25 protein-coding genes and 1 riboswitch are annotated in these 21,896 nt (G+C 42.9%); of the genes, 5 read left to right on the top strand and 20 right to left on the bottom strand.

The annotated features are described in order from the left end of the window. Positions 1 to 383 precede the first annotated feature (383 nt). From BAA9072_RS08340 to BAA9072_RS08275, 14 genes are all read right to left on the bottom strand, one after another. Positions 384 to 1,208 (bottom strand): MetQ/NlpA family ABC transporter substrate-binding protein, encoded by an 825-nt coding sequence (locus BAA9072_RS08340; RefSeq protein ID WP_201714214.1) that lies wholly within the window; start codon positions 1,206 to 1,208, stop codon positions 384 to 386. A gap of 15 nt (positions 1,209 to 1,223) precedes the next feature. Next, positions 1,224 to 1,892 (bottom strand): methionine ABC transporter permease, encoded by a 669-nt coding sequence (locus BAA9072_RS08335; RefSeq protein WP_201714213.1) that lies wholly within the window; start codon positions 1,890 to 1,892, stop codon positions 1,224 to 1,226. Next, positions 1,889 to 2,911, bottom strand: coding sequence for a methionine ABC transporter ATP-binding protein (locus BAA9072_RS08330; RefSeq protein ID WP_201714212.1), 1,023 nt, complete (start codon positions 2,909 to 2,911; stop codon positions 1,889 to 1,891). The genes BAA9072_RS08335 and BAA9072_RS08330 overlap by 4 nt, the downstream gene beginning before the upstream one ends. 150 nt (positions 2,912 to 3,061) lie before the next feature. Beyond that, positions 3,062 to 3,168, bottom strand: a riboswitch (SAM riboswitch). A gap of 108 nt (positions 3,169 to 3,276) precedes the next feature. After that, positions 3,277 to 3,627: a hypothetical protein gene (locus BAA9072_RS08325; RefSeq protein WP_201714211.1), complete on the bottom strand. Its 351-nt coding sequence runs from the start codon at positions 3,625 to 3,627 to the stop codon at positions 3,277 to 3,279. A 238-nt stretch (positions 3,628 to 3,865) separates the two neighbouring features. After that, positions 3,866 to 4,180: a thioredoxin family protein gene (locus BAA9072_RS08320; protein ID WP_201714326.1), complete on the bottom strand. Its 315-nt coding sequence runs from the start codon at positions 4,178 to 4,180 to the stop codon at positions 3,866 to 3,868. 5 nt (positions 4,181 to 4,185) lie between these two features. Then, positions 4,186 to 4,542, bottom strand: a complete 357-nt coding sequence (locus tag BAA9072_RS08315) for a toprim domain-containing protein (protein ID WP_201714325.1) — start codon at positions 4,540 to 4,542, stop codon at positions 4,186 to 4,188. Positions 4,543 to 4,723: 181 nt separating this feature from the next. After that, the gene (locus BAA9072_RS08310) at positions 4,724 to 4,960 is read right to left on the bottom strand and encodes a YusG family protein (RefSeq protein WP_201714210.1); all 237 of its coding nucleotides are present in this window, start codon (positions 4,958 to 4,960) and stop codon (positions 4,724 to 4,726) included. Positions 4,961 to 5,052: 92 nt separating this feature from the next. Beyond that, complete coding sequence (gcvH, locus tag BAA9072_RS08305; protein WP_201714209.1) at positions 5,053 to 5,436, bottom strand: glycine cleavage system protein GcvH; 384 nt, start codon at positions 5,434 to 5,436, stop codon at positions 5,053 to 5,055. Positions 5,437 to 5,565: 129 nt separating this feature from the next. Then, the gene (locus tag BAA9072_RS08300; RefSeq protein ID WP_201714324.1) at positions 5,566 to 5,922 is read right to left on the bottom strand and encodes an arsenate reductase family protein; all 357 of its coding nucleotides are present in this window, start codon (positions 5,920 to 5,922) and stop codon (positions 5,566 to 5,568) included. A 112-nt stretch (positions 5,923 to 6,034) separates the two neighbouring features. Next, complete coding sequence (locus tag BAA9072_RS08295) at positions 6,035 to 6,337, bottom strand: ArsR/SmtB family transcription factor (RefSeq protein WP_201714208.1); 303 nt, start codon at positions 6,335 to 6,337, stop codon at positions 6,035 to 6,037. A gap of 32 nt (positions 6,338 to 6,369) precedes the next feature. After that, on the bottom strand, positions 6,370 to 7,149 hold the full coding sequence (locus BAA9072_RS08290) for an SDR family NAD(P)-dependent oxidoreductase (protein ID WP_201714207.1): 780 nt from the start codon (positions 7,147 to 7,149) through the stop codon (positions 6,370 to 6,372). A 144-nt stretch (positions 7,150 to 7,293) separates the two neighbouring features. After that, on the bottom strand, positions 7,294 to 9,078 hold the full coding sequence (locus BAA9072_RS08285) for an acyl-CoA dehydrogenase family protein (protein WP_201714206.1): 1,785 nt from the start codon (positions 9,076 to 9,078) through the stop codon (positions 7,294 to 7,296). Between the two features lie 60 nt (positions 9,079 to 9,138). Further along, positions 9,139 to 10,317 carry an acetyl-CoA C-acetyltransferase gene (locus BAA9072_RS08280; RefSeq protein WP_201714205.1) on the bottom strand — a complete coding sequence of 393 codons (1,179 nt, stop codon included), beginning with the start codon at positions 10,315 to 10,317 and terminating at the stop codon, positions 9,139 to 9,141. A gap of 37 nt (positions 10,318 to 10,354) precedes the next feature. After that, on the bottom strand, positions 10,355 to 12,739 hold the full coding sequence (locus BAA9072_RS08275; protein WP_201714204.1) for a 3-hydroxyacyl-CoA dehydrogenase/enoyl-CoA hydratase family protein: 2,385 nt from the start codon (positions 12,737 to 12,739) through the stop codon (positions 10,355 to 10,357). 428 nt (positions 12,740 to 13,167) lie between these two features. Between BAA9072_RS08275 and BAA9072_RS08270 the strand changes: the two genes are divergently transcribed. The 3 genes from BAA9072_RS08270 to BAA9072_RS08260 all read left to right on the top strand — a co-directional run bounded on the left by BAA9072_RS08270 (position 13,168) and on the right by BAA9072_RS08260 (position 15,424). Then, the gene (locus BAA9072_RS08270; RefSeq protein ID WP_201714323.1) at positions 13,168 to 13,305 is read left to right on the top strand and encodes a YuzL family protein; all 138 of its coding nucleotides are present in this window, start codon (positions 13,168 to 13,170) and stop codon (positions 13,303 to 13,305) included. A gap of 386 nt (positions 13,306 to 13,691) precedes the next feature. Then, the gene (locus BAA9072_RS08265; protein WP_201714203.1) at positions 13,692 to 14,318 is read left to right on the top strand and encodes a YczE/YyaS/YitT family protein; all 627 of its coding nucleotides are present in this window, start codon (positions 13,692 to 13,694) and stop codon (positions 14,316 to 14,318) included. 128 nt (positions 14,319 to 14,446) lie between these two features. Further along, positions 14,447 to 15,424 (top strand): bile acid:sodium symporter family protein, encoded by a 978-nt coding sequence (locus BAA9072_RS08260; RefSeq protein ID WP_201714202.1) that lies wholly within the window; start codon positions 14,447 to 14,449, stop codon positions 15,422 to 15,424. 355 nt (positions 15,425 to 15,779) lie between these two features. Here the strand turns inward: BAA9072_RS08260 and BAA9072_RS08255 are convergent, their stop codons facing one another. The 3 genes from BAA9072_RS08255 to BAA9072_RS08245 all read right to left on the bottom strand — a co-directional run bounded on the left by BAA9072_RS08255 (position 15,780) and on the right by BAA9072_RS08245 (position 18,832). Then, positions 15,780 to 17,243: a potassium/proton antiporter gene (locus BAA9072_RS08255; protein ID WP_201714201.1), complete on the bottom strand. Its 1,464-nt coding sequence runs from the start codon at positions 17,241 to 17,243 to the stop codon at positions 15,780 to 15,782. A gap of 103 nt (positions 17,244 to 17,346) precedes the next feature. After that, positions 17,347 to 17,841 carry a GNAT family N-acetyltransferase gene (locus tag BAA9072_RS08250; RefSeq protein WP_201714200.1) on the bottom strand — a complete coding sequence of 165 codons (495 nt, stop codon included), beginning with the start codon at positions 17,839 to 17,841 and terminating at the stop codon, positions 17,347 to 17,349. Between the two features lie 73 nt (positions 17,842 to 17,914). Next, the gene (locus BAA9072_RS08245) at positions 17,915 to 18,832 is read right to left on the bottom strand and encodes a proline dehydrogenase family protein (RefSeq protein WP_201714199.1); all 918 of its coding nucleotides are present in this window, start codon (positions 18,830 to 18,832) and stop codon (positions 17,915 to 17,917) included. Between the two features lie 322 nt (positions 18,833 to 19,154). Here BAA9072_RS08245 and BAA9072_RS08240 point away from each other — a divergent pair, with 322 nt between their 5' ends. Further along, a complete protein-coding gene (locus BAA9072_RS08240; protein ID WP_201714198.1) occupies positions 19,155 to 19,412 on the top strand; it encodes a hypothetical protein in 258 nt (85 codons plus the stop codon). Positions 19,413 to 19,491: 79 nt separating this feature from the next. Beyond that, positions 19,492 to 19,776 carry a spore coat protein gene (locus BAA9072_RS08235; RefSeq protein WP_201714322.1) on the top strand — a complete coding sequence of 95 codons (285 nt, stop codon included), beginning with the start codon at positions 19,492 to 19,494 and terminating at the stop codon, positions 19,774 to 19,776. 261 nt (positions 19,777 to 20,037) lie between these two features. On the opposite strand, the gene BAA9072_RS08230 is transcribed toward BAA9072_RS08235, so the two are convergent. From BAA9072_RS08230 to BAA9072_RS08220, 3 genes are read right to left on the bottom strand one after another with little or no spacing between them, the layout of a single operon-like run. Beyond that, positions 20,038 to 20,301, bottom strand: a complete 264-nt coding sequence (locus BAA9072_RS08230; protein ID WP_201714197.1) for a DUF2573 family protein — start codon at positions 20,299 to 20,301, stop codon at positions 20,038 to 20,040. Positions 20,302 to 20,328: 27 nt separating this feature from the next. Further along, a complete protein-coding gene (locus BAA9072_RS08225) occupies positions 20,329 to 21,081 on the bottom strand; it encodes an IucA/IucC family C-terminal-domain containing protein (RefSeq protein ID WP_201714321.1) in 753 nt (250 codons plus the stop codon). Continuing rightward, a complete protein-coding gene (locus BAA9072_RS08220; RefSeq protein WP_201714196.1) occupies positions 21,078 to 21,896 on the bottom strand; it encodes an ABC transporter ATP-binding protein in 819 nt (272 codons plus the stop codon). Before BAA9072_RS08220 ends, BAA9072_RS08225 begins: the two co-directional genes overlap by 4 nt.

Below are 21,896 nucleotides of genomic sequence, written 5' to 3'. Positions count from 1 at the left end.
TTTTCGTAAACATTGTTGTAGGGTGTTGGTTGAGGTGTCCAACAATAGGGGTGCAACTCAAGCATGCCTGCGGGGTCTCAACTTTCCCGTATTTCCCGCAGGAGTCGAGCACCTGGAACGGAAATCAACTTACCGAGCCTGTGCTTATTAATTAGAAAAATATTCACCAGTATCCCGAAATTTGTGAGCGGTTAATATTAGCTTCTCAAATGGATATTCATACTACAAAAATCAGAAGAACAAATCTCGTTTTAGACGGTAAAGGGAACTTAGTAGACTCCTGCGGTAAGCAGAGCAAATCCCTTCACGATTTAGCACCCACTGATTGATAAAGTCTTGGCAGTTCCTTTATTGATACAATGAACTCTGCAAAGTGAGCTTTTTTATTCAGTTACCGGAACTACTGCCCCATCCCATTCTTCATTGATGAAGTCCTGGATTTCTTTCGAGCGCAGTGCTTCAACCAACGCTTTTACTTCCTCTTTCTTTTCATCACCTTTGTTCACAGCAATCACATTCACATAAGGCGAGTTGCTATCTTCAATGGCAATAGAGTCTTCCAGAGGCTTCAAGCCTGCATCAATGGCATAGTTTGAGTTAATTACTACCGCGTCACCTTCTTCGTTTTCATACATTTGTGGAAGAAGAGCCGCTTCATACTCATAATCAAATTTCAGGTTTTTTGGGTTTTCTTCGATGTCTTCCAGTTGCGCCTGTGTATTTTCCACTCCATCCTTCAACGTGATCAGACCCTTTTTCTCCAATAATGTAAGAATCCGTCCATGATCGGATACGGAGTTGCTCATTAAGATCGTCGCACCTTCAGGGAGATCCTCAAGAGATTTGTATTTTTTGGAGTATACACCGATTGGCTCAATATGAATTCCTCCCGCATTGACGAAATCATATTCGTTCTCTTTCATTTGCAAATCCATATAAGGTACGGTTTGGAAATAGTTCGCATCCAAATCACCATTATCCAAGTCTTTATTTGGAAGGATATAGTCTTGATACGTTTCGATTTGCAGGTCGATTCCTTCTTCTTCCAGAATCGGCTTAACTTTTTCAAGGATTTCTGCATGAGGAACATTTGATGCTCCTACCACTAACTCCTTCTCGTCGCTGCTTCCTGATCCTGAATCACTCCCACATGCTGCTAAACCAAAGATACTTGTTGCTGCTACCATTCCTGCTAACCATTTTTTCATAATCATTCTCTCCTCTTATCGTTTATCTAATTTATTTGTAAAGAAATCACCAATAATTTGAATCAAAAACACAATGAGTAAAATCATGATGGTTGCGGCAAGGGTTACATCTTCCCTGCTTCGTTGAAATCCATCCAGATAGGCTAAGTTCCCTAAACCTCCTGCACCGATGACACCCGCCATGGCTGTATATCCGACAAGGGCAATCGCCGTTACGGTTATCCCTGAGATCAAAGCCGGAAGAGATTCGGGAATAAGCACTTTCCAGATAATCGTGCTTGTTCTTGCTCCCATTGCTTTAGCCGCTTCAATGACACCTTTGTTCACTTCTCTTAAGGCGATTTCAACCATCCGTGCATAAAATGGAGCAGCACCGATAATTAATGCGGGGAGTGCAGCGTTGGCCCCACGGATGGTATCCAATAAAAATTTTGTAAATGGAATCAATAATACAATCAGGATAATGAACGGGATCGAGCGAAACACATTGACTACTGCACTGGTTACCGTATAAGTGAGTTTGTTTTCCCATAAATTCTCCTTAGAAGTAAGAAAGAGCAGTATCCCGAGAACCAAGCCTAATACAAATGTAATCAGTACGGACATGCCCGTCATGTAAAGAGTTTCCGTAGTGGCTTCCCACATCTTTACCCAATCTACATTAGGGAATAAATTTTCCATCATCCTCCGTGCACCTCCACCTTGACCATCTGTTCCTCCGCGAACGCAATGGCTGCCTGAATGGTCTCTTCTTTTCCATCAAGATGGACAAATAATGTGCCGTATGCCCCTTTTTGCGTTTGGGAAATTTGTCCTTGAAGGATATTGACATCCAGGTCGAATCTTCGGATCAAGCCGGTAATGAGCGGTTGCTCTGTCGATTCACCCACAAATGTGAATTTCAGCACTTTCCCGTCTGGATACTGAGCTAAAAGGTGATCCAACGTTTCACCCGTTTCATCGACTTGAGATACTTCTCTCACAAATCGCTTTGTCACCTGCTCTTTAGGATTCCGGAACACTTCAAGGACGTCTCCCAGCTCTACCACTTTCCCTTGTTCCATAACCGCCACACGATGACAAATCTTTTTGATCACATGCATTTCATGGGTGATCAGGACGATGGTCAGACCTAAGCGTTTATTAATGTCCACCAATAAATCAAGAATAGAATCGGTTGTTTGCGGATCTAATGCAGAAGTCGCTTCATCACATAGTAGGACACTGGGGTTATTCGCAAGGGACCTTGCAATCCCAACCCTTTGCTTCTGTCCGCCGCTCAACTGAGACGGGTAGGCGTCGCCTCTTCCATGTAAACCAACCAGTTCCAATAATTCGGTGGCTCTGCGGACTCTCTCCTTTTTTGCAACTCCGGCAATTTCTAATGGAAATTGAATATTTTCTAAAACGGTTCGGGACCATAGGAGATTAAAATGTTGGAAAATCATGCCTATTGACTGTCTCGCCTCTCGAAGCTTTTTCCCTTTTACTTTGGAAACGAGCTGTCCATTCACATCCACTATTCCTTTTGTCGGAACCTCAAGTCCATTGAGCATCCTAATCAGGGTACTTTTCCCTGCTCCACTATAGCCAATCACACCAAAAATTTCTCCATCGGCGATTTCGATATTGACGCCGTCGACGGCAGAAATCGGCCCTGATTTAGAATGAAAGATCTTTTTCACATCTGATATCGTAATCATGTTGTCTCCACCTTCTTTCTGAGTAAAACGACCTTTTTAATCAGGGTTATGTTTACACATACCTGGCAATTCAGAATCCATTTCACATAAAATAAAAAATGCCTTCCTGCGATAAGCAGAAAGGCATAATCATATATAGGACTATCCTTTCTCTCATCTTTCAAAGCAAATGCTTTGAGTGAATTGGCACCATTTCAATTTTCATTGATGGTTGCCGGGCTTCATAGGGCACGTCCCTCCACCTCTCTAAATAAGAGTAAAGTATCGATTATTTAATTTTTTTGAATTGTTAAAGACTCTGAAAATTTGCTACAAGAGAGATTCTATCATCGGTTATAGAAATATGTCAATTCTTTTTTATTTTTTCATACTTGTACTGTTTCTTTTGCCCTTGATCTTGTAAGCCAAAGAACGGATTCTACAAATAATAGTGGGCGATATCCTCCCCTTACCTCCAGGGTACCGCTTTCAATCAGTTGGGACAATCGCTCTTCCCCTGTAAGCAAATCAACCATCCCCACCTTTTCTCCTTCAATGACAAAATGGGATTCTCCAAACACATCATCCAGCACAACACAACCACTGCTGGAAATGGATATTCCATAAATATCATTTCCACAATGAAAATGAAGAATGAATGGGCTGTCCGGAAACAAGAGTCGTAAGTGATACCTGGAGTGACACTGATCTACTAATTCCTCTAAATATATTCGCATGAATACCCTCCCAATGATACTTCTATATATAATTAATTCCACTTTCAGGTATTTTTCCCTCTTATACATTCTCGACATGTTTTGAAGGGAGAGATCGATTTTGTCGAACAGTAAGAATTTGGATGATGACCAGTCAAAAAATGATGGGATTCGCAACATTTCCCGAGAAATATGTCCGCGTTTGTAGAAAGAAAATTAAATTCCATTAAAAAAAGACCTTCTCAGGCCTCTTTTCCATCTAACTTATTGAGATTTTGTTTAATGTCTCATATAGGTATGGCACGGATTGAAAGGCATAAATCCTCTCCATTTCCTCTCCGTCCTTAAACAAAAGGAGGCAGGGGACACTCTCAATAGATAGCTCTTCCGCGAATTGGGGCAGGTAATTCAAGTTAGCTTTCGCAAAATGAAACGACTGGGGCAGTTTCTCCACTACGTCTATCATTTTACCCGCTACCTGACAGGTACCACACATTGGTGTATATAGGTAAACGGCTTCTAACGTATGGTCTGTAATACATTGGTGCAATGCCTCGGTACTGCTTACCTCCATCAAATCTAAATCATCCTTTTTCCAAGATATTCTTTATGCACATCGATATTTGCACCGATAAGAACGGATGCCAGATGATACCCCGGCGCAGCGGCCACTTCCTTATACATCCTATCAATGTATAGGTGTTCGGCTTCGGGGAATTCCCGTTTAAACTGTTTACGTAATTTCTCCCCTGCATCATCAGCATCAACAAGGATGTAAACATCCCTTTCAAACAGCTCGTCGATGAGTTCGTCCATCTTCGTGATGCTGATCGTTCCATTCGTGCAAATTATTTCAATCGGTTCTTTAATAATGTCTTTTACTTTCCGCTTGTCGGTTGTTCCTTCAACAATGATTACCTTCTCGTCAAGTTCCATCATGATCATCACCTTATCTTTCAGAAATAAGATTAGGATAGTATATTCAGATAACAAGAGATGATGTCCACTTTCTGCTTATATTTTCTCATGTTTACAAAATATAGTGCAAGTGGTTTGCCTAACTGCTTATAGAAATGGTGCCAGATCCTTTGCGGAATCTGGCACCACGAAACACTTTTTAACACCAACCACCCTCATCACAATCCGTGTATCTTGCATCATGTCCTTCAGTAGAAGTATAGCTCTGGTAAATTTTATTTTCTTTTGCTTCAAAGTTTGGTTCCATTGTTAGTCCATCAAGAGGTAAAGCCGTTTTGCCGATGGGCTGGTTATCCAGGAATAATTCAACTTCACCATTTTTCAGTTTACCCGTCACTCTGCCTGTCACATCTAATTTCTTCGGTTCAAGCACCATTTGTCTTCACCCTTTCTCATCTCGCATACTCATATGATGCCCAAATCGATAAAAAAACACCTTGAGAAATCCTCAAGGTGTTCTGGCAGATATTATCCTTCATTAATCATTTCGTCATATTGTTCAGCGGTCATCAGCTTGTCTACTTCTCCAGCATCTGAAGGTTCCACAACGACCATCCATGCCTTTTCATAAGGTGATTCGTTCACGAACTCAGGGCTGTCGGACAGCTCTTCATTCACTTCTACTACCTTACCTGAAACAGGGGCATACAGCTCAGAAACGGTCTTAACCGATTCAACACTGCCGAATGGTTCATTTGCTTTGATTTCATCGCCAACCTCAGGTAACTCGACGAATACGATATCGCCCAGTTCTGATTGTGCAAATGATGTGATTCCCACGCGTACATTTTCCCCTTCAACTTTGACCCACTCGTGTTCTTCTGAATAACGAAGTTCTTTCGGTGTACTCATTCTCTATCCCTCCAAATGCTAGTTATACAACCTAATATTGACACACTTTTCAATGAAAAAGCAAGAAAACTAAGTATGAATCATGAAACTTTTTCATTGCCCATGATTTGGGAATTTCAGGGCCCCTGATTACTTCCAGGTATCTTCAAATGTTTCTTCTTTAAATCCTACTGTAACCTGGTTTCCATCCGTTGTAATCGGACGTTTGATCAACATTCCGTCCGAAGAAAGGATTTCCAGTAATTCATCATCGGATGCAGAATTCACCTTATCTTTCAAGCCAAGTTCACGATATTTTTTTCCACTTGTATTGAAAAACTTCTTAAGAGGATATCCGCTCTTTTCATGAAGGCTCTTAAGTTCTTCTTTTGACGGCGGGTTTTCTACAATATGTATTTCATTCAAAGCTATTCCCTGGTCATCTAGCCACTTCTTTGCTTTGCGGCATGTACCGCATTTGGGATAAGAATAAAAAGTCAATGACATCATTCCACCACCTTTCCATTTCAATTAAAGACGGGGAAGGATCCCCGCACAGGCTAACGAATCTATTTCTTACATTCGACAATATCCGTTAGTATCCTTCTTTTCGGGAACATTACCCACACTGATTTTCTACCGTTTCAACCAACTCTTTAAGAAGGACGGTTGCATTGTCCAATTCAAGAGAATAGAAACGCTGCGTTCCCTTTTGTTCCATGGATACTAATTGCTGATCCCGCAGGATTTTTAAGTGATGCGAAACAGCAGGCCGGGATAGCGTCAGATTTTCAGTTATCTGATTGACTGTAAGAGGTTCTTGTTCGGCAAGAAGTAAAATGATATCTTGACGATAAGGATCACTCAGCGCTTGAAACAATGGTATACAAGCACGAAATGTATCGATTGCTTTTTGACCCATAGTGTTCTCCCTTCAAACTCATTCACTATTGATTATACCCGTTCTTGTACCTTGCGAACAATACTCGTGACCATTTTACGCGGCATGAATCGAATCGACTGAGTGAGGATCCGGTTTTTCATGCCCGGCACGATAACCGTCTTCGTATTGGTCATCATCTGTTTAAAACCTTCTTCCACAACGTCTTCGACACTCATCACGCCTGATTGGAACAGTTTGGAGGACTGAAGTTCGGCTGCATCACTGAAACCTGTTTTGGTGGCTCCTGGACACAGAGCGGACACTTTCACCCCATGTGGTGCCCACTCATTGGCTAGAGCTTCTGATAAAGACAATACATATGCTTTCGTTGCATAATAGACCGCCATTAAAGGTCCTGGCTGAAAGGCTGCAGTTGATGCAACGTTTACTATTTGTCCACTCTTTCTCATCACCATTTCTTTCCCCAAATACTTACTCAATTCTGTAAGAGCGGTGATATTAACTTGAATCATGTCGAGTTCTTTTGACATCTCTGTTTCTTCAAACTCTCCAAACAATCCAAATCCAGCATTATTGATAAGTATGTCTACGTTTATTCCTTTTGCTTTCACTTCTTCATATAGCTTCTTTGGTGCTTCTGGATTGGAAAGATCAGAAGTTAAGACGTGGGCTTTCACACCGTATTTACTCTCGATTTCTCGGGACAGATTCATTAGCTTTCCCTCACTGCGGGCTACAAGGATCACATCATGACCAGACCCTGCAAATTTATGACTGAAGTTTAATCCAATTCCGCTTGAAGCTCCTGTTATCAATACCGTTTTATTCATCTATGGTAACCACCTTACTTTAATGTTTAAACGATTAAACGTTTAATTTTTTAAACATACAGTAATGAATTATGTACTGTATGTCAAGTGCAGAACAAAAAGAAAGGGACGGACCTCCATTTCGGAGGTCCGTCCCCAGCTTACTTACAGTGCATATTTTTCTGCGTCAATTAACTTTTCAGATGCCTCGCGCTTCACTGCGATCACGTTGGTCGGTGTATGGCGCGTGAACTTACGAAGTGCAGACAGCATCATGCGCAGTGTGTCGCCCGCTTCGGTTGCGACAAGGGTTTCTTTCGCATGTTGTTCGATTTCGTTAAAAGCTTCTTGACAGAAGATTTGTGTGTAAAGGAGCTTCTGCTTCGCTTTCTCTACCCCACCTTTTTCAATGGCTTTCTCCGTTCTAAGAACAACTGATTCCATTGCGTAAGCTTGAGAAACGATATCCGCAATGTTCACAAGGATTTCCTGCTCCTTTTCAAGGGCTTTACCATATTTCTGTGCTGCCAATCCAGCCAGCATCAAGCCGATTTTCTTCGCATTTTTCACAAGGTATTTTTCTTGTGCCAGTGGCTCATCGCCTACTTCTTCAGGCATAAGCATCATTAATTCTTCTTGCAGAGCCTGTGCTTTTTGAAGGAGTGGTAATTCACCCTTCATCGCTTTACGAAGGTATGTTCCAGGAACAAGAAGACGGTTGATCTCATTCGTTCCTTCAAAGATACGGTTGATACGCGAGTCACGATACATTCTTTCGATTTCGTATTCCTGCATGAATCCGTATCCCCCATGAAGCTGAACGCCTTCATCGACTACGTAATCCAATACTTCTGTCGCGAAGAATTTGTTTAAGGAGCACTCGATGGCGTATTCCGCGATTGATTTTGCAACCTCTGTCCCATTCTTTACTTCTTCATCCGTCAGCTTGCTCATGCGATCTTCGAACAATCCGACAGTCCGGTAAACGGAAGATTCCGCTGCGTATAATTTAGACGCCATGGTTGCAAGCTTTTCCTTTGTTAAGTTGAAGCTTGAGATCGGTGTTTTGAACTGTTGACGCTGATTGGTATATTGAACTGTTACTTCAAGAGCTCGCTTACTAGCTCCTACAGCTCCTACCCCTAATTTGTAACGTCCGATGTTTAAAATGTTGAAAGCAATGATATGACCTTTACCTGCATCCCCGAGGAGGTTTTGTACTGGGATTTCAGCATCTTCCAGGATTAATGTACGAGTGGATGAGCTCTTGATTCCCATTTTCTTTTCTTCAGGACCAGTTGAAACGCCAGGGAAATCTTTTTCCACGATGAATGCTGAGAAATGCTCCCCGTCAATCTTCGCATACACGACGAACACATCAGCAAATGCAGAGTTGGTGATCCATTGTTTTTCCCCGTTTAAAATGTAATGGGTCCCTTCTGCATTCAATTTAGCGGTCGTTTTCGCGCCAAGTGCATCTGACCCCGAACCCGGCTCCGTTAACGCATATGCCGCTAATTTTTCACCAGTTGACAGTGGAGGAAGGTACTTTTGCTTTTGTTCTTCGTTACCGAACAAAACGATTGGAAGTGACCCGATACCAACATGTGCCCCGTGAGAGATGGAAAAGCCGCCGGCTCGGGACATCTTTTCAGCAATCAAAGCCGAACTTACTTTATCCAACCCTAATCCACCGTACTCCTCAGGTACATCCGCTCCAAGAAGACCAAGCTCTCCAGCTTCTTTTAAAAGGCGTACAGAATGTTCGAACTCATGATTTTCTAAATTTTCGATGACGGGTACGACTTCATTCAGGACATAATCTTCCGTCGTTTTTGCAATCATTTTTTGCTCATCTGAATAATCCTCCGGTGTGAAAACTTGCTCAAAGCTTACATCTTCAATTAAAAAACTTCCACCCTTGATTAGCTTTTCTATTTGATTCGCCATTTCGAATCCCCCTATATTTGATTTTGAAAGAGTTGGGACGCCTTTTCCGGCCCTCCTCTATTAACCGATTAATTCAAATACGCCGGCTGCACCCATTCCGCCGCCTATGCACATCGTGACGATTCCGAATTGCTGGTTTCTCCGCTTCATCTCATGTACAAGTGAAAGGGTAAGCTTCGCGCCGGTACAGCCAAGTGGATGACCGAGAGCGATGGCTCCTCCGTTCACATTTACTTTTTCTTCGTTCAATCCAAGCTGACGGATAACCTGGATGGATTGGGAGGCAAAGGCTTCGTTCAGTTCAAACAAACCGATATCCGAAAGCTCGAGCCCTGCCATTTTTAATGCCCGTGGAATCGCTTCTACCGGGCCAATCCCCATGATTTCCGGCGGAACTCCGGCTACTGCGAAGCTTCTGAATTTTGCCATCGGCTGAAGTCCTAATGACCCTGCCTTTTCACGATCCATTACCATGACAGCAGCTGCCCCGTCACTCGTTTGAGATGAGTTCCCTGCCGTTACTGAGCCTTTCACATTGAAAGCCGGACGCAATTTTGCCAGAACATCAGAACTGGTTTCAGCACGGACACCTTCATCTTTTGAAAATTGGAAGGATTTTTCAACGAATTTATTTTCACCGTTCACTGAACGATGAAGTACATTAACAGGTACGATTTCATCGTCGAATTTCCCTTCTGTGATAGCCTTGGCTGCTTTTTGATGACTTCTAACGGCAAAGGCATCCTGGTCTTCACGAGATACGCCGAACTTACTTGCAACCTGCTCAGCGGTATGACCCATGCTCATGTAATATTGAGGTGCGCTTTCTGCCAGCTTCGCATTCGGTCTCACTACGTGACCCATCATTGGGACGAGGCTCATGGACTCGGCTCCACCTGCAATCGCTGTATCAGAGTGACCGAGCATGATTTTCTCTGCTGCGTAGGCTATGGATTGTAACCCTGATGAACAGTATCTGTTGATTGTGATCGCCGGTACCGAATCAGGCAGACCTGCAAGTCCTCCGATATTTCGTGCCATATTCAATCCCTGTTCTGCTTCCGGCATCGCACATCCGATTATCAAATCATCGATGTTGCCTTCATAATTCCCTGCACGCTTGAGGGTTTCTTTTACTACAAGTGCTCCAAGATCATCTGGTCTCATTTGGGCCAATGATCCTTTTCGTGACTTTCCGACTGGTGTTCTTGCACCAGCAACAATGACTGCTTCACGCATGGTATTCCCCCGCTTTCTTTTATGATTCGAATGCTGATTAGTTGCGTAATGGTTTTCCTTTTACAAGCATATGCTGCATTCTTTGCTGAGATTTCGGCTGTGCAACCAGGCTCAGAAATGCTTCTCTTTCAAGATCCAACAGATACTGTTCGTCTACTTCGGTTCCGTATGGTACTTTTCCACCTGCAATGACGTAAGCGAGCTTTTTCGCGATCATCAGATCATGTTCTGATATAAAGCCTGATTGGAACATGGATTGAGCTCCAAGAAGGAGAGTCGCATATCCTGGCTCACCAACAACGGGAACCTTTTTTCGGATTGGAGCAGAGTAGCCGCCTTCGAATAGGCTAAGTGCTGCCTGCTTTGCGTCATACAGCAGATGATCATTGTTGACACTTACACCATCTGCTTTACTTAAGAAGTTGTTGTCCCTTGCTTCATCACCAGATGTGGAAACCTTCGCCATAGCAATCGTTTCGAATACTTTATTGGCCACTTTTTGAAGATCGAATTCCACACCGTTTGGCAGGTTGGCTAAGTGCTTCATATATAGCTCTTTATTTCCCCCTCCACCAGGGATCAATCCTACTCCGACTTCGACCAAGCCCATGTAGGTTTCCATGGATGCCTGAATGTGGGCAGCCGGTAAGCAGACTTCGCTCCCACCGCCTAAGGTCATACCGAATGGTGCTGCCACCACTGGTCTCTGAGAATATTTGATCTTCATCATCGCCTGTTGGAAATGTTTGACGACCATATCGATTTCAAAAACGTTATCATCCTGTGCTTCCATTAGAATCATCGCCAGGTTCGCTCCAACACAGAAGTTCTTACCGTGGTTTCCGATGACGAGTCCTTTGTAGTTCTTCTCTACTTCATCAACGGCAAAATTGATCATTTGCGTGATATCCATACCAATTGCGTTGTTTGGAGAGTGGAATTCCAGAAGAGCGATTCCGTCACCGATATCGATCAAGCTTGCGCCGGAATTTTTTTTGATCAGCTTCCCTTGCTTCTTAAGAGCCTTTAAATCGAGCACCTTTGGATTTCGTTCGACAAGTTGATAGTCTCCACCGTGATAGAAGTAGCGCTCACCCTCTTCTTCTTTATAGAAAGTGGAGTGGCCTTCAGCAAGCATAGTGTCAACCCATTCAGGTACCTTTACGCCTTCTTCCTTCATCCGGGAAACCGACTTCTCAACCCCGATGGCATCCCACGTTTCAAATGGACCCATTTCCCATCCAAAGCCCCATTTCATGGCTTGATCGATACCGACAATATCATCCGCAATCTCACCATGGAGCTGAGCCGAATAGTTTAAGACCGGTGTAACGATATTCCATAGGAGCGTACCTGCCTGATCCTTCGCATAGACAAGTGATTTTAATTTATTTTTTAAGCCTTTTTCGTTTTTCGCCATTTCCAGTGAAGCTGTTTTCAGCTTTTTCCGCGGCTGATATTCCAATGTTTCAGGATTGAGCTCCAAAATTTCTTTTCCCTTCTTGAGGAAGAATCCCTGTCCGCTCTTACTCCCGAGCCAACCGTTTTCAAGCATTTTTCGCATAAAGTCCGGTACTTCGAATACCTTTTTCTCTTCGCCGTCCACTTGGTCGTACACATTCTTCGCAACATGGGCGAATGTATCAAGCCCAACCACATCAAGGGTGCGGAAGGTAGCACTTTTCGGTCTCCCGATCATTGGTCCCGTTATGGAATCTACTTCCCCAACAGAATAGCCGCCCTTCAGCATTTCTTGTACCGTGACCAGCAATCCGTATGTTCCAATTCGGTTCGCAATGAAGTTTGGCGTATCCTTTGCCATGACGACACCTTTACCAAGGACTTCTTCACCAAATGTTTTCATAAAGCTTACAACTTCCTGATCCGTCTTCTTCGTCGGGATCACTTCAAGAAGCTTTAAGTATCGAGGTGGATTGAAGAAATGTGTGCCTAAGAAATTCTTCTGAAAGTCATCGCTTCTTCCTTCTGACATAGCCTCGATTGAAATACCTGATGTATTCGAGCTGATGATACTTCCCGGCTTACGGTAGCGTTCCACTTGCTCGAATACTTTCTTCTTGATCTCTAAATTCTCGACGACTACTTCAATCACCCAGTCACAATCTTCGATGCGTTGAAGGTCATCTTCGAAGTTACCTGCCGTAATAAGTGAAGCATTCTGCTTTGACGTTAATGGTGCCGGTTTCTGTTTAAAGAGCTTTTTTAAAGCGTTTTCACTAAACTGATTACGAAATGCCTTACTTTCTTCTGTCAGTCCCTTTGCTTTATGTTCGTCTGTTAATTCTCTCGGTACAATATCTAATAACATTGTCGGGATGCCGATATTTGCAAGGTGAGCGGCAATTCCTGAACCCATGACTCCTGATCCTAACACTGCGGCTTTCTGAATTCTACGAACCAATGATATTTCCCCCTTATACACACTTTGAATGAATACTCATTCATTTTTTACTTAAAAAAAAGACTCGAATGAGTTCCTGTTACATCTAATATATCGGATTTTCTAAAATATCGCAATATTTAAACGCTTAAATTTACAAAAAATTCACTATAATTCCCGCACACCTTCTGGGCAGCCGTCTAGAACAACGTATTCACAAACACACACACCAGTGATAAAGAAAGCAAGAAGATTTCCTACTATATATATATATGATATTTTTGAGGGACGGACCTTAGGTAGACGGCCATTTCTTCTCCCAATTTTTATTGAAAGCTTATTCCGAAAGGGTTTTCACTTGTTTTTTTCTTCATTTCTAATGAAATTTGGAGGTCCGTCCCTCATATTTATTTGGAGATGCGGGAATGTTAGGAGTGGAGGTGTTTGAGATGGCGAAGCAGAAGAAGAATCCTTCTAAGGCTGGGGTTAGTGCAGCCAGTGTGAAGGGGGATGCCGGTCCGACGGTTGAAATGGCCGGCGGCGGCAAGAGGAACAGTCAAAACAATCAATTTAAGAAGCAACCATAGAAATGTTTGGTGACAGCACCTGATCTGTTATGGTCGGGTGCTGTTTTAAGTAAGTGAAGAGTTGTCCTCGGGAACTACTATTTGGATTTATCGACCTTCATTTGAATTTATCAACCGTTCGAGAATTTCCGCAAATACCGTGTCCATATCTACGATCATGCATCCTACCAGGAATTCAGCAATCCATGCAATCCCCCCGACTCAACATGAATATCACCTCCCCTTCCCCATACAAAAATTAACTTTGCCTTCCCGCTCGTTTTGAAGTAAACTATTACTATTGATTTAAAGATGTCAGACCTCCTACTTTAACATGACCGCAAAGTGGCTCGTCTGTTTTTTTAAGTATATGAATGATAACGTTTACAGATAAGGAGTTTATGTGGATGAAACGCAGATGTTTGTATTTTACGATTGGACTTTTCGTTTTGACGATGGGGGTTGCCCTCATCATTAAATCCGGCCTTGGCGCCTCTGCCTGGGATGCCCTTGCAGTGGGCGAATCAAATATGTTTGAAATTACAGTGGGGACAGCCGTTTTTATCAATGGAGTTGTATTGATTGGCCTTAATGCCCTTATAATGAAGGAAAAGCCGGATGTATTAGCGGCAGGATCTATTCTGGTTATCGGGATGTTAATCGATTTTTGGCTGCTCGTTGTCTTTAACGATTATACTCCCGACTTGTTGATGAATCAGCTGATTGCACTAGCTTCCGGGATTCTGACAATGGGGATCGGAATCGCGATTTACCTGCAGGCAAAGTTTCCGGCAAGCCCGATGGATACACTCATGGTGGCGATCCACACACGTTTCGGGTTAAACCTTCGAAACTCCCGGATCATCAGTGAAGGGTTTGCCCTTTCTCTGGCTTTCCTCTTCAAAGGAGATATCGGAATCGGAACCATCATTGTGACCCTTACATTAGGCTTCGTCGTTCAATACAGCTTCCCGATATTCGAACAGCTCTTCGAGAAAAAAACGATGGGAAAACCAGCCGTTTCTGCTGAATGATTGATGCTAAATAACAAGCACTCTTCCGATATGGAAGGGTGCTTGTTTCGGTTCATATACAAAGTATCATTTATATAAACATGATATGATAAAACGAAAAATAATTTATACATAGGAGCGTTCTTCCAATGCTGCAATCACTAAATTCAATACTTGAAAAGCTGATGCCGTTTATCACTCCATCAGCGGTACTGATCGGTGTGCTATTTAGCGGTCACTTGTCCCCCTTCACCTTTCTGGTGCCATGGGTGTTCGCCTTTATGACATTCTCGGGCAGTCTCAGTTCTAATTTTCAATCACTTCAAAAAGCCTTTAAATACCCACTTCCACTATTAATGGCGCTTTTCACCCTGCATCTCATCATGCCGCTCTGGGCATTTGGCGTGGGGCATCTTATATTTCCTGATGACGGGTTGACGATGACAGGACTGATTCTTTCGATGGTTATTCCAACCGGGATCACGAGTTTCGTGTGGGTATCAATTTATAAAGGGAATATCGGTTTGGCTTTATCGATCATATTAATTGATACGATCCTATCGCCCTTTATTGTCCCTGCCAGCCTCTCTTTATTCGTAAGTCAAAAAGTCGAAATGAATATAGGGGACATTATGAGCGGCCTTTTCCTTATGGTTGTCATTCCGTCTCTGATCGGGATGCTCTGTAATCAGATCACCTGTGGCAGAGTCAAGGATACCCTTGGCGTTCAGCTGGCACCTTTTTCTAAAATCGCCATAGGTGTCGTTGTGGCAATCAATAGTTCCGCTGTCGCTCCGTATTTAAAAAACATCGACAGTAAGCTATTGCTGATCGCATGCGCTGTCCTATTCATCGCTTTATCCGGGTTTGCCCTGTCCTGGTTGCTCTCTTCCCTCCTCAAGCAGGGAAGAGAAACGAAAGCGAGTCTTTTATTCACAGGTGGAATGAGGAATATCAGTGCGGGTGCGGTCATCGCGGTACAATACTTTCCTGCACCCGTCGCCGTTCCCGTTGTAATCGGGATGCTTTTTCAACAGGTCCTTGCATCATTATTCGGTTTCTTATTTCATAAAAGGGAAATGAGGGCAAATCGAATCATAAAAGAGGCTGAGACTACAGTGTTTTAGTCAAAGAAAAATCCGAACGATTTCGATTTCATTAAAGAATTTCGAATCATTATCGTTCGGATTTTTATTATTTATCATAAAGCATAGGTAATGTATATAGTTTGCTGTTGATTGGAGTGCAAGACGAAAACTCCTGCGGGAAAGCAGAAAAGCGAAAGGGCTTTAATCAGAGGCTCTTCTTATGACCTCGAGTCCCTAAGCCCCGGAACTGGACATCTTTCCTCATTAAGAGGCTCGCCTTCCACCCGGGGAAAGCGATGTCTCTTGCACGGAATCGGGCAGCAGTACTAAAGACTATTTGTATGAATTTTTCGTTCGTCTTTAGATTGGATCGATTTAGTTATATCCAGCCTCTTTATGAAGGAATTACTCCCCCTTTTGCATTTAGCATCTCATTGATGCGCTTTCTCTGGCTCTTATCAGCAAGCACATAGAGAGTATCGCCTGCGTTAATGACGGTATCCCCCATTGGAGTGATCAGTTCATTGTTTCTGATAACGGCTGAAATCAATGTTTTTTCAGGAAGGTTAATATCTTTGATGGCACTGTTTGTAATATAGGCATCCTCATTAATGAGAATTTCAAGCATTTCATTGTTTGTTTTTCCAATGGAGACGAGTTCGATGCTGTGGGCAATCGGCGGTTTCTCTTCTCCGGCAAGCTTTAGATAATTTGCCAAAGGAGAAATCGTCGTCCCTTGTATTAAAGCAGACAGGAGCACGACGAAAAATACAACGTTAAAGATGACCTCGTTGTTCTCAATACCGGCTACCATCGGATACGTAGCCAATACAATCGGTACTGCCCCTTTCAATCCTGCCCATGAAATAAAAAATTTTTCTTTTACCGTGAAGTTCTTTGCAAGTGCTAAGCTTAAATAGACTCCCAGAGGCCTCGCTACAACAATTAACAGAATAGCAAGCGCAATTCCCTGCCATGCAATCACTGGCAGGTGCTGAGGGAATACTAATAATCCCAGGAGGATAAACATGACGATCTGCATCATCCATGCGAATCCCTCATTAAATCTGACGATCGAATGACGATAGGTCAGTTCCTTATTCCCGACAACGATTGCCATAATATATACGGCTAACAGGCCGCTCGCCTCCAAGATGCTTGTGAACGCATAAGTGAAGATGGCAAGGGAAATCGACAGGACCGGATACAGTCCTGAGGAATCGAGATTGATCCGATTGATGATCCATACAGAAGCATACCCCAGAACCAACCCCAGTACCAAGCCCATACCCATCTGCCAAAAGAAGCTCAGAACCAAGGCAGCAGGATTCAATCCCGGAAATTGAATCAATTGTAAAAAAGCTACTGTTAAAAAAATGGCCATGGGGTCATTACTTCCGGACTCTGCTTCCAGTGTGGAAGATATCTTCGGTTTGATGTTTTTATTACCTAAAACGGAGAAAACAGCTGCAGCATCAGTGGAACCGACAATCGCCCCAAACAGCATCCCTTCAAGCCAGCTTACACCAAGTATGTACTTGGCTGCCACACCGATGGATACCGTGGTTGCCACAACACCAATCGTTGCAAGTGAAAGGGCAGGTTTATACACCCTTCGTACATTACCCCATTTCGTTTGGAGTCCACCTTCGAACAAAATGATAATAAGGGCAAGCGTACCGATAAATTGAGTGATGGGAGCATTATCGAAGAAGAAATATGTATTTAAAACCATACCCACGATGATGAAAAGGATCAGTGAGGGGACACCAAGCCGTGTGGAGAATTTAGCGGTGATCACACCAACCAATAGCAAGAGGCCAAGCAACAAGGTCAAATTATCAATATTCATTTCCATAGTATCGCCTCTTATTTCATGAAGATTATTCCCTTTATTATATTATATTGTGAATTACGTAACAATAATTAAGCCTTACCCTCTTGTGTAATTTTAGTCCCTCTCATAACATTTTACCCATGATGATATATTCATGAGGGACGTTTGGGAAGAAGCCCTCCCGAATGATTTTAAACCCCCCGGAAAGATAAAAGGCGATGGCTCTGTGATTATCTTTGCGCGTGGTGAGGAGGACCCGTTCCTCTTTTCTATTTTGCAGTAATCGCTCAACCAGATGCTTCGCAACTCCTCTCCCTCTGTATGCCGGATCGACACCAAGCTCGACCAGCTCCATGCAATTCTTCATCCATTCACGCTCGGAATGTAAATGACGTGCGAGTAAATCGTGATAGTATTGACCTTTTCTTGAAGAATATCCATAAATGTATCCTGCTACCCGTTCATCCATGATAGCCAGGTATCCTTCAAAAAGGGGATACGTTGAATGACGTTTGAACTGGTCTTCCATGCCCAGGGGGTCCACCTTGAATAGGCGGCAATATAACTTGATCATTTTCTTGAAATATTTCCCTTCCACCCTATAAGGAACGATTATCATTTTTCTGACCTCCCTTCAAATGTAAATAAATAAGACCCTATGAGCATCCATAGAGTCTTCATCCTACTTACTATTATTTCTTCACAACCCCTTTTAGAACAAAGGCGACATTCGCTGGTCTTTCAGCCAGTCTTCTCATGAAGTATCCGTACCAGTCGGTGCCGTAAGGGACGTAAACACGCATTTTGTAGCCTTCTTTGACCAGCTCACGCTGACGTTCCACGCGGATTCCGAAAAGCATTTGAAACTCGAATTGATCATGGGGGATTTTATATTCTTCCACAAGTCTCTTCGTATATTCGATCATCTCATCATCATGGGTGGCAATAGCCGTATAATTTCCATTCAACAGATGAGTTTTAATGATTTTTTTGAAATTATCGTCTACATCCTTCTTATCGGGAAACGCAACTTCAGGTGACTCTTTGTAAGCCCCTTTTACAAGACGCAGATTGGGGGAATACGCATTCAAATCATCGATATCCTTTTCTGTTCTATATAAATAGGCTTGAATGACCGTGCCAATGTTATCATACTCCGACTTCAACCGTGTGAAGATATCAATGGTCTTTCCACAACGGGAGTAGTCTTCCATATCAATGGTGACAAATACATTCTGTTTGGTTGCTTCATCAAGAATCAATCTCATATTCTTTATGACAACCTCTTCAGAAATATCCAGCCCCATCGATGTCATCTTAAGGGATAGTTGAGATTTAAGGTTCTCTCTTCCGATTGCACGAATAGCCTCTACACATTCAAGGGCCATTTCGTTTGCTTCACGCTCATTGTCCACAAACTCTCCCAAATAGTCGATCGTTACAACAAGATTCTGACTATTCAGCTCGCGAATAACCTCAACTGCCTGCAGGATGGAAGACCCTGCAACGAATCGACCGGCACCAAAGCGCAGGCCATATTTCTTAGCAAGTTTCGTCATTGGCTTATTTTTTGAAAGGAATAAAAAGAAATTACGCATTGCTTGCTCCATGTTGCTTACCCCCTGAAAAAACATATATACCATACTATGAAACCGTTTTCTTAATTGCTAAAAAAGAAAAGATTCATCCTAATAATATATTACCAACATTTTATCACCTTTTAAACATTTTGAATATACTTTGAATACTTTCTTAGTAGAATATTATCGAAATTTGTAAATACGTGAATAAGTCTGTTGAATAGTAGGAAAAATAACCTGTGCCTTATGATAATATCGCTTTTTAACTGCGTCGTATACAGGGTAATATTACCTATGCGATAAGCACAAGAATGGATATTGAAGACTTGAAAAGGAAATGGAGGAATGGAACATGCAACAACAACCTCAACAAGGAAGCCAGCAGCAAACGTATACACAGCCGCCGAACATGCTTACTACGAAGGATTCACTGTATTTGAATGACATGCTTGCCTGGAATCTGAATGCCATGAAGAAGTGTCATTTTGCGGCTGCTCACTGTCAGGATACGGAGATTAAAGCCGAGTTGGATAAATGCGGTCAAATGCATCAGCGTCACTACCAACAACTATTGACACATTTAAATACGACTAACCAAAACATGATGTAGAAAGGAGTCCTTTGACGTGAATCAACCAAATCAGCAAAAAATACAAAATCCACAGACTCAAGTCCCGGCTACACCCCAGATGAATGATCGTGACTTCATCACCGATGTCCTGTCTCAAGAAAAATATATGACTGCTTCTTACTGTACAGCTCTGAACGAAGCGAGTCATCAAGCGCTATATCAAGACCTGCTCACGATATTTAATGAAACACAAAATGCCCAAAGGGAGCTATACAATGAAATGTTCCGAAAAGGCTGGTACAAGCTCGAGGCTGCCGACAGCCAAAAGATTCAACAATCATATCAACAGCACCAACAGTATTCTTCTCAATTTCCTTATGGGTATGGCGGTCAGGTCCAATAATCGAAAAGGCAGACTCTGGTCTGTCTTTTTTTATGGAATTTTACGAGTGTGGGGGCTGGAGTGGATAGGAGTTTGTGGCTGCTTGGGTGTTTTTGCGAATTCTGGCGATTTAAGAATAAAAGTTCTGAATCCGATGCTTCTCATTGTAAAATTCATCATATACCCTATACTCACTGAGGATTCCCATCTTTCTCCCCGTTTCCGACAACATAAAAAAAGCACCCTCTTCTCAATCAAAAGGGTACTAATCAATCTAAACCACTATTCTTCATTTTTCTTCCTATTCATTTCCGCGCGATGTGACTCATTCATCACTTTAATCTCACCGATGATCCGTTTCATTTCATCTTTGCCTTCGGGATATAGTGAATTCCAATGCTTCACCAGTGCAGGCATATTTTTGGCGATGAATGAGTAAAGAGCGTATTGGGTCACCATTTCTTTCTTGTCGGCGCCGGTTTCCCCCACTAATAGCTCAGTGTACTTTTCAAGTAATGCATCAAATTGTTCGGGAAATTCCTTCATTACGTCAACCTCCTTGTGAATGATGAATCATGTCTTTTTCACTAGACAGGTTTGCGGACATGTTTTACAACGATACTGTTCCCCGTCTTCCAGCCTGTAGGAGAAGCAGCATGTTTTCCGGACACGAACTTTCTCCGGCACACCCTCTATATTTACTTTCCTGCTATAATATCTAGCCAGCGGATTATTGTGATACGTGCCGAACCAGTGGCTATTTTCATCTAAAAGAAGAGCACGAAATTCGTCATCACGACCACTTCTCATTCCTTCATTCAAAAGGAATTCATCATTCTCGAATATCCAAAATACATATACAGCGATGTTTTCCCAAAGGATCAGGTTCGAAAGCTTCGTCTCTTTCTTTAAAGACTGAATCACTTGATCAAGATGGTCCCGGAAGATGGCTTGTATAAACTCACTTTTTTCCTCAAAAGACATGAACTCAGTTGCCGATGCATCCTTCAGGTGAAATTGAGGCAGCCATAAACCATCTTTCTCACCATCCACCATAATCAGGTTTTCAGGCGTGAAATTTAATTTCTTATTCCAATAGGTCATAGCCATTAAACCCATGGCTGCTACAAAAGCATAGCGTTTCATGAATAAAGAACCTGCCACATTAAGATCGTCGGTACCGATCAGTGAACGACGATGAGAAAGATACACCTTCATCTCGTCACCGTCAAGGAACGTACGAGCTTCTATTCCATCTTTATCAGGTGACATATGAAACCGGTATTTTCTCAAGACTTCCCACTGTTTCTCAGTCAGGGAGCTCATCCTGCCTCAACTGCATCCTTCAAGATGCAGCGCCCTTTACCGAATGGAATACATAAGGGAGTACCGAATAACGGGTCTCGGGATACCTGACAATCCATATCGAATACATTCTTCACGAGCTCACAGCTTATTACCTCTTCAGGCTTTCCTTGGGCATATATCTGCTTATCCCGGATCGCCACGATATTATGGGCGTATCTGCAGGCGAGATTCAGATCATGAAGAACCATGACAATGGTACGCTGTTCCTTCTCGTTCAATTCAAATAATAAGTCCAGGATCTCAATCTGATGGGTCATATCTAGATACGTCGTAGGCTCATCCAACAGTATAATGTCAGTGTCCTGGGCGAGTGTCAGTGCAATCCACGCGCGCTGCCTCTGCCCTCCCGACAGTTCATCCACTTTCCTGTGCTGCAGCTCCTCCATCTTTGTTGCTTTCAATGCATCCTGAACAATTTCTTCATCTTCCTTAGACCACTGTTTGAGCCAGGTTTGATGAGGATAACGCCCCTGCTTGACGAGCTGAAGGACGGTCAATCCTTCCGGAGCTGTTGGGGATTGAGGGAGAATGGCCATTTTACGAGCGACTTCTTTCGTTGATAAACGAGAGATTGCCTCCCCATCCAAGAGGACCGAACCTTGTTTCGGCTTCAGCAACCGGGCGATGGAACGGAGAAGTGTGGATTTTCCACAGCCGTTCCCCCCGATAAAGACCGAAATCTCCCCTTGTGGAATGTCAATATTCAATTCATCGATGATCGTCCGTTCCCCGTATGATAGAGTCAAATCTTTCGTTTGTAATACGTCACTCAT

The sequence above is a fragment of the Rossellomorea arthrocnemi genome, from assembly GCF_904424705.1.
GTDB classification, from domain to species: domain Bacteria; phylum Bacillota; class Bacilli; order Bacillales; family Bacillaceae_B; genus Rossellomorea; species Rossellomorea arthrocnemi.
Note: the sequence above shows the minus strand (reverse complement) of the source record. Positions and strands in the feature narration are given on the sequence as shown.

Coding starts and splice junctions, on each gene's coding strand:
- BAA9072_RS08340 (WP_201714214.1), bottom strand. CDS start 1,208: ATGAAAAAATGGTTAGCAGGAATGGTAGCAGCAACAAGTATCTTTGGT.
- BAA9072_RS08335 (WP_201714213.1), bottom strand. CDS start 1,892: ATGATGGAAAATTTATTCCCTAATGTAGATTGGGTAAAGATGTGGGAA.
- BAA9072_RS08330 (WP_201714212.1), bottom strand. CDS start 2,911: ATGATTACGATATCAGATGTGAAAAAGATCTTTCATTCTAAATCAGGG.
- BAA9072_RS08325 (WP_201714211.1), bottom strand. CDS start 3,627: ATGCGAATATATTTAGAGGAATTAGTAGATCAGTGTCACTCCAGGTAT.
- BAA9072_RS08320 (WP_201714326.1), bottom strand. CDS start 4,180: ATGGAGGTAAGCAGTACCGAGGCATTGCACCAATGTATTACAGACCAT.
- BAA9072_RS08315 (WP_201714325.1), bottom strand. CDS start 4,542: ATGGAACTTGACGAGAAGGTAATCATTGTTGAAGGAACAACCGACAAG.
- BAA9072_RS08310 (WP_201714210.1), bottom strand. CDS start 4,960: ATGGTGCTTGAACCGAAGAAATTAGATGTGACAGGCAGAGTGACGGGT.
- gcvH (WP_201714209.1), bottom strand. CDS start 5,436: ATGAGTACACCGAAAGAACTTCGTTATTCAGAAGAACACGAGTGGGTC.
- BAA9072_RS08300 (WP_201714324.1), bottom strand. CDS start 5,922: ATGTCATTGACTTTTTATTCTTATCCCAAATGCGGTACATGCCGCAAA.
- BAA9072_RS08295 (WP_201714208.1), bottom strand. CDS start 6,337: ATGGGTCAAAAAGCAATCGATACATTTCGTGCTTGTATACCATTGTTT.
- BAA9072_RS08290 (WP_201714207.1), bottom strand. CDS start 7,149: ATGAATAAAACGGTATTGATAACAGGAGCTTCAAGCGGAATTGGATTA.
- BAA9072_RS08285 (WP_201714206.1), bottom strand. CDS start 9,078: ATGGCGAATCAAATAGAAAAGCTAATCAAGGGTGGAAGTTTTTTAATT.
- BAA9072_RS08280 (WP_201714205.1), bottom strand. CDS start 10,317: ATGCGTGAAGCAGTCATTGTTGCTGGTGCAAGAACACCAGTCGGAAAG.
- BAA9072_RS08270 (WP_201714323.1), top strand. CDS start 13,168: ATGGCGAAGCAGAAGAAGAATCCTTCTAAGGCTGGGGTTAGTGCAGCC.
- BAA9072_RS08265 (WP_201714203.1), top strand. CDS start 13,692: ATGAAACGCAGATGTTTGTATTTTACGATTGGACTTTTCGTTTTGACG.
- BAA9072_RS08260 (WP_201714202.1), top strand. CDS start 14,447: ATGCTGCAATCACTAAATTCAATACTTGAAAAGCTGATGCCGTTTATC.
- BAA9072_RS08255 (WP_201714201.1), bottom strand. CDS start 17,243: ATGGAAATGAATATTGATAATTTGACCTTGTTGCTTGGCCTCTTGCTA.
- BAA9072_RS08250 (WP_201714200.1), bottom strand. CDS start 17,841: ATGATAATCGTTCCTTATAGGGTGGAAGGGAAATATTTCAAGAAAATG.
- BAA9072_RS08245 (WP_201714199.1), bottom strand. CDS start 18,832: ATGGAGCAAGCAATGCGTAATTTCTTTTTATTCCTTTCAAAAAATAAG.
- BAA9072_RS08240 (WP_201714198.1), top strand. CDS start 19,155: ATGCAACAACAACCTCAACAAGGAAGCCAGCAGCAAACGTATACACAG.
- BAA9072_RS08235 (WP_201714322.1), top strand. CDS start 19,492: ATGAATGATCGTGACTTCATCACCGATGTCCTGTCTCAAGAAAAATAT.
- BAA9072_RS08230 (WP_201714197.1), bottom strand. CDS start 20,301: ATGAAGGAATTTCCCGAACAATTTGATGCATTACTTGAAAAGTACACT.
- BAA9072_RS08225 (WP_201714321.1), bottom strand. CDS start 21,081: ATGAGCTCCCTGACTGAGAAACAGTGGGAAGTCTTGAGAAAATACCGG.
- BAA9072_RS08220 (WP_201714196.1), bottom strand. CDS start 21,896: ATGAGTGACGTATTACAAACGAAAGATTTGACTCTATCATACGGGGAA.